The 11827-nt window shown below is 69.4% G+C and carries 11 protein-coding genes; 7 read left to right on the forward strand and 4 right to left on the reverse strand.

Annotated elements, in window-relative coordinates; genetic code table 11:
- Positions 1-45 precede the first annotated feature (45 nt).
- From MSZK_RS14515 to MSZK_RS14530, 4 genes are read left to right on the forward strand one after another with little or no spacing between them, the layout of a single operon-like run.
- Complete coding sequence (locus MSZK_RS14515; RefSeq protein WP_099248996.1) at positions 46-750, forward strand: SDR family NAD(P)-dependent oxidoreductase; 705 nt, start codon at positions 46-48, stop codon at positions 748-750.
- The gene (locus tag MSZK_RS14520) at positions 732-2213 is read left to right on the forward strand and encodes an NAD(P)/FAD-dependent oxidoreductase (protein WP_099248900.1); all 1482 of its coding nucleotides are present in this window, start codon (positions 732-734) and stop codon (positions 2211-2213) included. The genes MSZK_RS14515 and MSZK_RS14520 overlap by 19 nt, the downstream gene beginning before the upstream one ends.
- Positions 2206-3156: an alpha/beta hydrolase gene (locus MSZK_RS14525; RefSeq protein ID WP_233211311.1), complete on the forward strand. Its 951-nt coding sequence runs from the start codon at positions 2206-2208 to the stop codon at positions 3154-3156. The genes MSZK_RS14520 and MSZK_RS14525 overlap by 8 nt, the downstream gene beginning before the upstream one ends.
- Before the next feature lie 38 nt (positions 3157-3194).
- A complete protein-coding gene (locus MSZK_RS14530; RefSeq protein WP_233211312.1) occupies positions 3195-3758 on the forward strand; it encodes a hypothetical protein in 564 nt (187 codons plus the stop codon).
- Between the two features lie 18 nt (positions 3759-3776).
- Here the strand turns inward: MSZK_RS14530 and MSZK_RS14535 are convergent, their stop codons facing one another.
- From MSZK_RS14535 to MSZK_RS14545, 3 genes are all read right to left on the reverse strand, one after another.
- Entirely contained in the window at positions 3777-4607 is an 831-nt protein-coding gene (locus MSZK_RS14535; RefSeq protein WP_199203341.1) for an NAD(P)-dependent oxidoreductase, read from the reverse strand.
- 73 nt (positions 4608-4680) lie between these two features.
- A complete protein-coding gene (locus MSZK_RS14540) occupies positions 4681-5964 on the reverse strand; it encodes a hypothetical protein (protein WP_233211313.1) in 1284 nt (427 codons plus the stop codon).
- A 111-nt stretch (positions 5965-6075) separates the two neighbouring features.
- The gene (locus tag MSZK_RS14545; protein WP_233211318.1) at positions 6076-7962 is read right to left on the reverse strand and encodes an MFS transporter; all 1887 of its coding nucleotides are present in this window, start codon (positions 7960-7962) and stop codon (positions 6076-6078) included.
- Positions 7963-8245: 283 nt separating this feature from the next.
- Here MSZK_RS14545 and MSZK_RS14550 point away from each other — a divergent pair, with 283 nt between their 5' ends.
- Positions 8246-9349 carry a hypothetical protein gene (locus MSZK_RS14550; protein WP_099248906.1) on the forward strand — a complete coding sequence of 368 codons (1104 nt, stop codon included), beginning with the start codon at positions 8246-8248 and terminating at the stop codon, positions 9347-9349.
- Here the strand turns inward: MSZK_RS14550 and MSZK_RS14555 are convergent.
- Positions 9346-10599 (reverse strand): multidrug effflux MFS transporter, encoded by a 1254-nt coding sequence (locus MSZK_RS14555; RefSeq protein WP_099248908.1) that lies wholly within the window; start codon positions 10597-10599, stop codon positions 9346-9348. The two genes, MSZK_RS14550 and MSZK_RS14555, sit on opposite strands and share 4 nt — an antisense overlap.
- A 136-nt stretch (positions 10600-10735) precedes the next feature.
- Here MSZK_RS14555 and MSZK_RS14560 point away from each other — a divergent pair, with 136 nt between their 5' ends.
- Both MSZK_RS14560 and MSZK_RS33010 read left to right on the forward strand, forming a co-directional pair.
- Positions 10736-11503 (forward strand): hypothetical protein, encoded by a 768-nt coding sequence (locus tag MSZK_RS14560; RefSeq protein WP_102869259.1) that lies wholly within the window; start codon positions 10736-10738, stop codon positions 11501-11503.
- A 181-nt stretch (positions 11504-11684) separates the two neighbouring features.
- Positions 11685-11827 (forward strand): hypothetical protein (locus MSZK_RS33010; protein WP_233211320.1); only part of this gene is annotated, 143 nt, incomplete at its 3' end.

Below are 11827 nucleotides of genomic sequence, written 5' to 3' on the forward strand. Positions count from 1 at the left end.
ACCGCCGGCGACGATGCAGAGCGAAGCGATGAGGAGGAGCGGCGCATGACAAGAGTCGCACTTGTCACCGGCGCGGCTCGCGGCCAGGGGGCGGCGATCGTCGCCCGGCTGCGCGCGGACGGCTTCCTGGTCGCCGCCGCCGACCGCCTGCCCATCGAGGCCGACGACGACGGGGTGCTGCCGGTCGACCTGGACGTGACCTCCGAGGAGCAGTGGGCGGCCGCGGTCGCCCGCACCGTCGAGCGGTTCGGGGGCCTGACTGTGCTGGTGAACAATGCCGGCGTGCTGCACCGGGCCTCGTTGACCGAGGAGACCCCGGCAGGGTTCGAGAGCAGTTGGCGGGTCAACACGTTGGGCCCCTTCTTGGGTATCAGGGCATCGCTAGCTGCGTTAAGCCGCGCCGAAGGGGCCGCGATCGTCAACACCTGCAGCACCGGGGCGATGCGCCCGTTCCCGTTCCACGCCGCCTACGGCTCGTCGAAGTGGGCGCTGCGCGGTCTGACCCAGATCGCCGCGGCGGAGCTGGCCGGCGACGGTATCCGGGTCAACGCCGTGTTCCCCGGCCCGGTCGAGACCCCCATGCTCGACGAGACCGCACGCCAGCGGCTGGTCGCCCGCGCGTACAGCGGACGGCTCGGTCAACCGATGGAGATCGCGGACGCGGTGGCCTTTCTGGTGTCCGAACACGCGTCGTTCATCACCGGAGCGGAGCTGGTCGTCGACGGTGGGCAATGCCTGCGGATCGGCTGAGGCCGATGTCGGTCGGCATCATCGGCGCCGGGCCGGGTGGTCTGGCGCTGGGGGTGTTCCTGACCAAGGCGGGATTTCGCGACTTCACGATCTTCGACCGTGAGGACGGAGTCGGCGGAACCTGGCGGATCAACACCTACCCCGGGCTCGCCTGCGACGTGAAGTCCCATTTGTATTCGTATTCGTTCGACCTGAACTCGGAGTGGAGCCGGATGTGGCCGGGCCAGCCGGAGCTGCTGGAGTACTTCGAACGTGCGACCGATCGCCACGGCCTGCGGCCGCATCTGTACCTGAACACCGAAATCACTGCTGCGCAGTGGAACCCGGGCGACAACACCTGGACGCTGACCGACACCACCGGCCGGCGGCACACGTTCGACATCGTGGTCTCCGCGGTCGGGATGTTCACCCGCCCGCTGCTGCCCGACCTCACCGAGCAGGAGCCGTTCACCGGCATCCTGATGCACACCGCGCGGTGGGACCACTCGGTGGATCTACGGGGTGCCCGGGTCGCCGTGCTGGGCACCGGATCCACCGCATCGCAGCTGATCCCGGAGGTCGCCAAGGTGGCCGAGCGGGTGTATTCGGTGCAGCGCTCCCCCACCTGGATCCTGCCCAAGCCCGACCGGGCCTACACCGACCGGGAACGCTGGATCTTCCGGCGAATCCCGTTCGCGAAGAAGCTCTACCGGACCCGGCTGTGGCTACGCAGTGAGCGCAACATCTCGGTGATCGAGAACGGCAGCGACAAGACCCAGGAGTTCAAGGACATCTCGCTGCGGTTCCTGCACGCCGCGGTTCCCGACCCCGACCTGCGCGCCAGGCTCACCCCGGATCACCCACTGGGCTGCAAGCGACTGGTGTTCGCCGCCGACTACCTGTCGACCCTGACCCAGCCGCACGTCGAAGTGGTGTCCAGTCCTGCCCGGTCGCTGCGGGCCCGGTCACTGGTCACCGAGGACGGCTCCGAACTGGATGTGGACGTGGTGTTGTGCGCCACCGGCTATGCCGCCACCGACTACCTGGGCCAGATCGAGGTCGTCGGCGAGGGCGGCCAATCGCTGCACGATACCTGGCGCGACGGCGCCTTCGCCTATCTGGGCATGACCGTCCCGGGCTTCCCGAACTTCTTCATGCTCTACGGACCCAACACCAACGTCGGCTCCAACAGCGTGCTCTTCGTGCTGGAGGCCCAGGCGCGCTACATCGTGCGCGCGCTGCGCTATCTGCGCCGCACCCGCGGCCACTACCTGGCGGTACGGCCGCAGGCGACGGCGGACTTTTTGGCCGATATCGACCGTGCGATGGCGGGCACCGTGTGGACGACCCGGTGCAGCAACTACTTCCGGGCACCCAACGGGCGGGTGGTCACCCAGTGGCCGCGCAGCGCCCGCGCCTTCTGGGCGTCGACCCGCCGGTTCCGATCCGGCGACTACCTCTTCAGCGCACCACCCGGTGGATAGCGTCGTGCAACCCGATCCCGACCTCCTCCGGCGACTCGACCCGGCGCTGCATTCCTTCGCTGCCGCCCGCAGCGACCTCTCGCCGGCCGGGCTTGCCGCCGTGCGGGATTCGCTCGATCAGCGTCGCGCCGACGCGGCCGGCCTGGTCGACACCGACGGCGTCGAGATCTCCGAGGCCACGGTGGGCGAGGGAGCGGCGGCGGTAGCGGTCCGCGTCTACCGCGGCGCGGCGGCGCCGTCGCCCGCGGTGATCTATTGCCACGCCGGGGCATTCGTCATGGGCAATCTGGACACCGATCACCGCCAGTGCGTCGAGCTGGCCCGCCACGGTGCCTGCACGGTGCTCTCCGTCGACTATCGGCTGGCTCCGGAGCATCCCTACCCGGCAGCGCTCGACGACGCGGCGGCCGTGCTGACGTGGGCGGCGGCTTCGGCCGAGGAGCTGGGCCTGGACCGCGCTCTGCTGGTCCTGGCCGGCAACAGTGCCGGCGGCGCATTGGCGGCCGGGTTGGTCCAGCGCGCGGCGGCGGGGACGGCGCCGCCGGTCGTGGGGCTGCTGTTGCATCAACCCGTGCTCGACGATCGCCGCAGCGCCTCGAAGGCGGAGTTCGTGACAACGCCGGGTTTCGACGGAGTCGCCGCCGAGCAGATGTGGCGGTACTACCTCGGCCAGACCCCGCCCAGCGCTGCCTCGGTGCCGGGTCGCAGTCACCAGATGATCGGCGCGGCAAGCACCTTCATCACCTGCTCGGAACTTGACCCGCTGCGCGACGAGGCGCTTGAGTACGCCAGGAGGCTCATGACCGCGGGCGTGCGCAACGAGCTGCACGTGTTTGGGGCGACCTGTCACGGATTCGACTCGCTGCGTCCCGACTGGGCGGCGAGCCGAGATCTGCTGGCGATGCAGGCTCGCGCGCTGCGACGGTTCTTCGGCCGATCTTGACCTTTACAGATTGCAGCATAAATGTCACGCTGGGTGGCGTGCAGGATATCGACGAACGTCACCGCAGCACCGCCCCCGCCACACCGCGTCAACGGGCGGCTCGACTGGCCCGCTATCAGCTCGACGTCGTCGGCGCCCACGTGGCCGATGTCGTGGACGCGGCCGGCGGCTGGTTGTTCGACCGGGTCATGGCCGGCTGGGATGTGCGGGTCGCCGTGGTGCACCCTGGCGATCTCGCGGCTCTGCGGATCCTCGGGGTGCACGCCGTGAGCGTGGCGACGCTGTTCGGCGCCGGGCACATCCCGGCAGCGCTGGCCGTGGCCGGCGCGCTGGGCAGCACCGACGACCGGGTCCGCGACGCACTGGCCGCGTCGGTGCGCTCAGCTCGCACCGAAGTCACCGTATGGGGTGAGGTGTGGGTGCCCGGCCTGGGCCGGCCCGGCAACGAGGTGCGTCACGAATTGAGCGCGGCCGCACGGGTCTTCAAGGCCCAGGCCGCATTCGCCGCCGACTCGGATGCCGCCGTCACGAGCCATGAGGTGTTCCGCAGCTACGGCCAGTGCGTCCCGACCGACTACCCGGACCTGCAGCCGGTGGGCTGAGTGCAGGGCCGCCCGTGCTCAGCGATCGACGAAGATGTCGATGATCGGGTGCTCCCCGCCGCCGTAGCCCGACAGGTCGTCGACCCCGGCCGCGCGCAGCACGTCGGAGTCGATCAGGCAGGCGCCGTTGACCTGCGAGCCGGGTGAGGTGATGATCTCGACCGCCGCGTCGGCCATGATCTGCGGGCTGCGCGAGGACGCCAGCGCCTCCTCGAAGTCCGCCGAGTTGGCCACCGCCGAGGTCGCGATGTAGGTCTCCGGCCACAGACAGCTGAAACCGATTCCGGTGTCGGCGTATTCGGCCGCCCACCCCATCGACAGCAGCGTCATCCCGTATTTGGACAGCGTGTAGGACGGGTGCGCGCCCAGCCATCGCGGGTTGAGGTTCAGCGGCGGCGCGATGGTCACCACGTGGCCGTTGGGTGAGGTACGCAGGTGCGGAAGGCAGGCCTTGGTCAACAGGAAGGTGCCGCGAATGTTGATCTGCTGCATCAGATCGAACTTCTTGGCCGACAACGCCTCGGTGGGTTCGGTGGCGATGGCACTGGCGTTGTTGACGCAGATGTCGACGCCACCGAAGTGCGCCACGGCGGCGCCGACCGCGCGGGCGACGTCCTCCTCGCTGCGCACATCGCCGACGACGGCGACGGCCTTACCGCCGGCCGCCTCGATCTCGGCGGCCGCGGTGTACACGGTGCCGGGCAGCTTTGGATGTGGCTCGGCGGTTTTGGCGAGCAGCACGACGTTGGCGCCGCGCCGGGCCGCGCCGAGCGCAATCGCCAGGCCGATCCCCCGACTGCCACCGGAGACGACCAGCGTGCGGCCGCTGAGCGAGCGGGTGTCCGCCATCATTCTCCTCGCTGGAAATTAGATTCTCTTTTTCAGCGAGCATAGTACTCATAGTTGAAGAACGTGCCGAGGGTCAGGCGTCCGGCCTCGGGTAGAGCATCGCCTGGCTCACCCCACCGCCGTTGACCGGCGGCCCGAGCAGGACCTTCGCGGCGTTGGCGGCCGGGTCGTAGCTCACCAACGAGGTGGTTCCACCGCATTCCAGCTGACCGCGAACCAGCAGCCGGTCGTCGGCCGCGCCGGTCACCACGACGCTGTCGGACACCCCCGGGATCGTGACCCGGGCGGTGTGCCCGTCCGGGGTGAGCCGGGACAAGAACTCCGTGCCGCAGGCGCCCGCCGACTGCAGGAACGTGCCGCTGGGCAACCTCCAGGCATCGCCGTCCCCGAGATCGCCGCCGAAGCCAGGGTCGTCGCCCTGGCCGGAGTTGAGCGCGGTGATCGAGGTGGCGGCGCCGCCGTCCAGAGGCATCTCCCAGAGCTGGTTCGCCGAACTGCCCTCGGCGGTGCAGCGCACCAGCAGCGTCGTGGACGTCCACCATTTCACGGGCGCGCACAGGGCTTTCGGCATCGGCGTGGGCAGTGTCTGGATCACCTTCCCGTCATTGCTCATCACGACGAGGCTGTTGTCACTCCTGGCGACGACCTCGTTGCCGAGATTGGCGGTGGCCAGCACAAGGCGCGTGCCGTCGGCCGATTCGACGAAGTCGCCGCTGAACTGCCCGGCCCCACCGAGATCGTCGGTCGGGTAGCTGAACTGCGGATTGCCGCTGAGGTCAACCCGTTTCAGGGTTCCCGGGCGATCGCCGTTGAACGAGGTGGACACCAGCAGCGCGGTACCGTCGGGTCGGGTGTAGCGGGGATCCCCGGCAATGGGAATCGTCGTCTGCTGCCCGGTGCGCAGGTCGACGGAGATCGCCGAGGTCGGGCTGACGTAGGACGGGGTGAACAATGCGTGGCTGCCGTCGCCGGACCAGTCCACCAGCCTGACGTCACCACCCGGCGCGAATGTCGTGATGGCGTAGCGATTGCCGGCCGGGTCCACCAAATACAGGGTGGTGGAAGCCTTCTCGGGTTCACCGGGAGCGGGTTGCTCCCCGCCCCGGTGCGGGCCGACCGGGCTCCACTCGGCCAATAGCCAGCCCGGGCCGACCTGCGCCCACGGCACGTCCGTGACGGCCGCCTCGACCCCTGCGGCGGCGGCCGGGGTCGCCGCCGCGCTCCCCGAGGTCGCCGGTGCACTCGACGAGGCCGAATCCGATGACGCCGGCACCGCCGGGGTGGTCGTGGTGGACGAGCATCCGGCCACCAGCCCCGTCGCCGCCAGCACGACGACTCCCATTCGAACGATCGCCATGGTGGTGCCCTTTCCGACGCCGAACACGCATCAGCGCCACGGCCACCAGTGAAAACCGTCCCGGGGCCCTACCGATCCCAAATCGGCGGAATGAGGACCGAATGAGGACCCTCAGTCCGGCCGGGAGTGACGTCCCGAGGAAGGGGCGTCGTCGCCCTCGTCACGGTGGTGGCGGGCGCGCCGGGGTTCCGCCGGGTCGGTGAGCCGATGGCGTGAACCGGCCGCGGCCTCGGCGAGCAGACTGTCCAGGGCCGAGAAATGCCGCGCACCGTCCACGTGAAAGCCGTTGTGTGTGAACCTGGTCGGCCCGACCGGCGGCTCGATGCGGGCCGGCTCAGGCTGCGGCACCGGCGGATCCCAGACGATCACCTCGGTTTCGTCGTCGACCTCGGCGGAATAGTGCACCCGATTCGGCACCTGCAGGCTTGGCGGCTCCACCACGTATTCCAGGTAGTCGTCGTCGTCATAGCCGTCGTCGTACACCGGGATGCGGTCGGTGATCTCCTCGTCGGCGACCCGCCGGCCGCTCAGACCACCGATCACGAACAGCGCCGCCACGATCCCGAACAGGGCGACGAACGCGGGCAGCAGCATCGACTGCGAGAGGGCGGCCGCGAACGGTTCGTGCAGGAAGGACGGCAGACTCAGGACCGCGAGGTCGGCGGGCGACGCGTCGGACGGCGCGGCCGGCATCTCGGCACCGATCCGGGACGCCATGAATGCGGCCATCCCCGCGCTGCCGAGCACCGAGCCGACCTGGCGGGTGGCGTTGTACACGCCCGACCCGGCGCCGGCCAGATGCGGCGGCAGGTTCCGGGTGGCGGTGGTGGCCAGCGGTGCCCAGATGAATGCCATGCCGACCCCCATCGCGGTCAGCGGCACCACCAGCCGCCAGATCGGCGTGGCCGGCGTCATGTCGATCGACAACCACGTCAGCGCGATCGCCAGCACCGAGAAGCCGAACCCGAGGATCGGACGCGGGTGGGCCCGATCCGTCAGCCGCCCCACGAAGGGGGCCAGCACTCCGCTGGCGATCGCCATCGGCGCGATCAGCAACGCCGAGCGCGTCGGCGACAAGCCGCACACCACCTGGGCGTAGAACATCACCGGCAGCATCATCGCGGTGACAACGAACCCGATCACCGCCACCGCGAGGTTGGACAGGCTGAAGTCCCGGTCGGCGAAGATGTGCAGCGGGATCAGCGGCTCATGCCGGTTGATCGACTGCCAATACACGAACGCGGTGAAGAACCCGATCCCGGCGACGATCACCGCCCAGATCCACGCCGCCCAGTGGTGGCTCTGGCCTTCCTGCAGCCCGAACACCACCAGGAACATGCCCAGTCCGGACAGGACCACGCCGACCACGTCGAAGCGATGCTCGCGGTTGGGCAGTGCCGGGATCAGCCACACCGCCAGGGCCAGGCCGACGACGCCGATCGGGACGTTGACGAAGAAGATCCACTCCCAGCCAAGGTGCCCGACCAGTACCCCGCCGGCCAGCGGGCCGACCAGCGTGGCCACCCCGGCCGTCGCGCCCCACAGGCTCATCGCCACACCGCGACGCTCGGGCGGGAAGATCCGGGTGATCGTCGACAGCGTCTGCGGTGTGAGCAGCGCGGCGCCCAGACCCTGCGCGACGCGTGCGGCGATCAGCATGTCGATCGAGCCGGCCATCCCGCACCACAACGAGGACGCCGTGAACACGGCGAGCCCCGCGATGTAGAGGTTCTTCGGGCCGAAGCGGTCACCCAGGCGGCCGGCCAGCAACAGCGGCACCGCATAGGCCAGCAGGTAAGCGCTGGTCACCCAGATCACGGTGTCGTAGTCGGTGATCTCCAGCGCGTCCATGATGCTCGGGTTGGCGACGGCGACGATCGTCGAATCGACCAGGATCATGAAAAAGCCGACCAGCATGGCCCACAACGCATGCCACGGGTTCGCGGGCGCAGCGCGCGGATCGGGGTCCAAGTCCACGTCCGGCGCGGGGCCGGCCATGTTCCTGGTCATATCGATACCTCGTTTCGGCTTCCTGCGATGGTGTCGGCGCGCGCTGACGGAACCGTTGTAGGCCCCCGCGCCTCATCGATGAGCAGCAACACCATGTGCGTAACGCCGGTGCAGCTGCGTGAGCTTCCGGCCGCCGTCACGCTGCCGGATCGAGACTAGCTCCCCCGCCGAACGGGTACCTGGCGGTGGGCCCGCACCCAGCCGGCCGGGCCGGCGTACCTTGAGGCACACGGGTGCTTGATCTAACCGAATATCCAGCGCAGGAGGAGCCATGCATTCGGATCGATTCCGCCCCTTGGTGGACGCGACAGGTCCGTTCGTCTCGATCTATTTCGACGACTCGCACGACACCCAGGACGCGGCCGCACAGCTCGACGCCAGGCTGCGTGACATCCGCAAACACCTCGAGGAGCAGTCCGTCGACGCGGCGGTGATCGGCGCCATCGACAGCGCGGTGCGCGGGGCGCGTCCGCCGGTGGGGCGCAGCGGCCGGGCGGTGATCGCCGCCGGGGACACCGTGGTGCTCGACGAGCACCTCGTCCGGCCGCCGACCACCACGGTCGTGCGGGTCTCCGAGCTTCCGTTCCTGGTGCCCGTCGTCGAGCACGGCATGCTGCACACCACCTACCTGCGGGTTGCGGTCGACCACACCGGCGCGGACATCAGCGTGCACCGGCTCGGCCGGGTCAGCACCGAGAACGTCGACGGCGAGGGCTACCCGGTGCACAAGGCCAAGTCGGGTGAGGGCCACGAATACGGCAAGGAGCAGGCGGTCGAGGAGGCCATCCGCAAGAACATTCGCGAGGTCGCCGATCGAGTCACGCATCTGGTCGACGAGACCGGGGCGGCGCTGGTGTTCATCGAGGGCGAGGTCGGCGCCCGCACCGAACTGGTCTCCGCGCTGCCCGAGCGGGTGGCCGACAAGGCCGTGCTGCTGCAGGGCGGCGGTCGCACCGAGGGCACCGACGAGGCCGAGGTGCACCACGAGATCGGTCAGGAGTTCCTCAAGCGCCGGCTGGCGGCGATCGACGATGCCGCGCAGCGGTTCGCCGCCGGTCGCGGTACCGGGCTGGCGGTCGACGGCGTGGCCGACGTGACGGCCGCCCTTCGCGACGGCGCGGTGGACACGCTCATCATCGGCGACATCGGCGACCTCACCGTCGTCGCCGACACCGACCTGGCGATGATCGCCCCCGACGCCGACACCCTGTCCGGGCTGGGCGGGGCGCCCGAGCGCACGCTGCGCGCCGACGAAGCGCTGCCACTGCTGGCGGTGGCCACCGGGGCGGCACTGGTGCGCACCGACGAGCGGGTAGACCCGGCCGACGGGATCGGCGCGGTGCTGCGGTACGCGGAGAACAGCTCGGCCGGTTAGGCGTGTGCGTCGTCGGCGGTGTCGCCGCCGACGGCCAGCAATGCCAGCAGAGCGACCGCCACCCCGGCGGTCATCACCACCGACAGCGCGATCTCGTCGTTGCCCATCAGGCCGACCACGGGGGCGATCACCGCGCCGACGGTGAACTGCGCGGCGCCCAGCAGAGCGGCGGCGGTGCCGGCGGCCTCGTGGTGGCGCGACAGCGCGACCGCGGGGGCGTTCGGAATGACGAAACCCATCATCGACAGGACAGCCCACACCGGCAGCAGGAAGCCGTACATGCCACCGGTGTGGGTCACCGACAGCGCGATGAACACCGCGCCGAACACGCACGCGGTCGCCAGTGCCCACACCAGAATGCGCTGTGGGGAGAACCGGCGCAGCAGGACGACGTTGAACTGGGTCGCCGCGACGAAGGCGATGGCCCCGGCACCGAATACCAGCGCGAACGTCTGCTGATCGAGGCCGTGCCTGCCCTGCAGCACGAAGGCCGCCCCGGCGATGTAGGCGAACAATCCGGCCATGCCGAGCGCACCGACCAGCACCAGGATCACGAAGCGCACGTCGCGCAGCAACGTCAGGTAGGTCGACGCGATGGACCGCACCCGCAGCGACCGCCGGTGCGACGGCGCGAGGGTCTCCGGCAACGCCAGCACCGCCATCACCAGCAGCGCCCCGGCCAGCACGATCAACACGGCGAACACCCAGTGCCAGGACGCCTTGAGCAGTACCGCCGCCCCCAGCGACGGCGCGACGATCGGCGCGACACCGAGTACGAGCATCAGCCGCGACATGACCGTGGCGGCTTCGGTGTTGTCGAACAGGTCACCGACCACCGCGACCGCCACCACCATCGCGGCCGCGGCACCCATGCCCTGCAGCCCCCTGGCCACGCTGAGCACCGCGATGTTGGGCGCGAACAAACACAGCAGCGAGGCCAGCATGTGCAGGACGATCCCGGCCATCAGCGGGCGCCGCCGACCCAGCGAATCGGACAGCGGACCCACCACGAGTTGACCCAGCGCCAGTCCGGCCAGCGTTCCGGTGAGAGTCAGCTGTGCCACCGAGGACGACACCCGCAGCTCGTCGGCGATCCGCGGCAGGGCGGGCAGATACATGTCGATGGTCAGCGGGCCCAGCGCGACCAGCGCGCCGAGCACCACGATCATCCGCAACTGACTTGGTTGTGCCTGCTGGACGGTGTCGGACAGTGCGTCACCGGTGGCAGTCACACTCGCCGATGTTGCCATGCAGACCCACAGCGCGCGCCACTGCTTTTTTGTTCCCCCTGGGCGCATGCGACCCGCGGTGACACGGATCACCGCGGGGCACCTTTGCGTGGTGATCGTTCGTTAGCCTGGAAGCACCGATCAGAGAGGCACTGCCATGATGGTCCGCCGACGCGGTACGCGGTCTGACGTCGCCGTTGCCCAAGGGCAGGCCCAGGTCGAGGACGACGCCACCATGTCGGCCCGGGTGCTCTCCCAGGTCATCGAGCGCAGCACTCGGGTGCAGGCGCCGGCGGTCAAGGCCTATGTCGGGCGGCTGCGGCGGCAGCATCCGGAGGCCACCCCGGCCGACATCGTCACCAAACTGGAGAAGCGCTACCTGGCCGCGGTGATGGCCAGTGGCGCCGCGGTCGGTTCGGCTGCAGCGGTTCCCGGTATCGGCACCCTGGCCGCACTGTCGGCGGTGGCCGGCGAGACGCTGGTGTTCCTGGAGGCCACCGCGGTGTTCGTCCTGGCGATAGCCGAAGTGCACGGGATCCCGATCGAGCAGCGGGAGCGGCGCCGCGCGTTGGTGCTCGCGGTGCTCGTCGGCGACGAGAGCAAGGGCGCGATCACCGACCTGATCGGACCCGGTCGGACCAGTGGCGCATGGCTGGCCGAAAGCGCAGACATGTTGCCGCTCCCGGCATTGGCACAGCTCAACACACGGTTGATGCGGTATTTCGTGAAGCGGTACGCCCTCAAGCGTTCGGCCATGGCGTTCGGCAAAATGTTGCCGGTCGGCATCGGGGCCGCGGTCGGTGGCGGCGGCAACCGAATGATGGGCAAAAAGATCGTGAACAATGCCCGGGCAGCGTTCGGGCCCGCGCCCAGCCGGTGGCCGGTGAGCTTGCACCTGCTGCCTGCGATCGAGCCAGGACGATAGCCGTTCGCCGACGTCTGTCGACCGGTGGTCGCACCAGTTCCCGGCATGGTGGCGACGCGCTTCGGGAACGCCTGAGAAGGGTTAGCCTTTTAGGCGGCGGCCGAGTGTCGGGAAGTAAATGTGGGGGCAAACCGTCCAAGCACGGCGTGCCCGGACGAAGGAATCGAGGCGAGCAACTGCCGTGAGCAGTACGAGTTCACCATTCGGACAGAACGAATGGCTTGTCGAGGAGATGTACCGCAAGTTCCGCGACGACCCCTCCTCGGTCGATGAGAGTTGGCACGAGTTCCTGGTCGACTACAACCCCGAGCCGGCCACCGACTC

Origin of the sequence: Mycobacterium sp. shizuoka-1, from assembly GCF_002723835.1 — a bacterium.
Classification (GTDB): Bacteria; Actinomycetota; Actinomycetes; order Mycobacteriales; family Mycobacteriaceae; genus Mycobacterium.

Coding starts and splice junctions, on each gene's coding strand:
- MSZK_RS14515 (WP_099248996.1), top strand. CDS start 46: ATGACAAGAGTCGCACTTGTCACCGGCGCGGCTCGCGGCCAGGGGGCG.
- MSZK_RS14520 (WP_099248900.1), top strand. CDS start 732: ATGCCTGCGGATCGGCTGAGGCCGATGTCGGTCGGCATCATCGGCGCC.
- MSZK_RS14535 (WP_199203341.1), bottom strand. CDS start 4,607: ATGGCGGACACCCGCTCGCTCAGCGGCCGCACGCTGGTCGTCTCCGGT.
- MSZK_RS14540 (WP_233211313.1), bottom strand. CDS start 5,964: ATGGCGATCGTTCGAATGGGAGTCGTCGTGCTGGCGGCGACGGGGCTG.
- MSZK_RS14545 (WP_233211318.1), bottom strand. CDS start 7,962: ATGGCCGGCCCCGCGCCGGACGTGGACTTGGACCCCGATCCGCGCGCT.
- MSZK_RS14550 (WP_099248906.1), top strand. CDS start 8,246: ATGCATTCGGATCGATTCCGCCCCTTGGTGGACGCGACAGGTCCGTTC.
- MSZK_RS14555 (WP_099248908.1), bottom strand. CDS start 10,599: ATGGCAACATCGGCGAGTGTGACTGCCACCGGTGACGCACTGTCCGAC.
- MSZK_RS14560 (WP_102869259.1), top strand. CDS start 10,736: ATGATGGTCCGCCGACGCGGTACGCGGTCTGACGTCGCCGTTGCCCAA.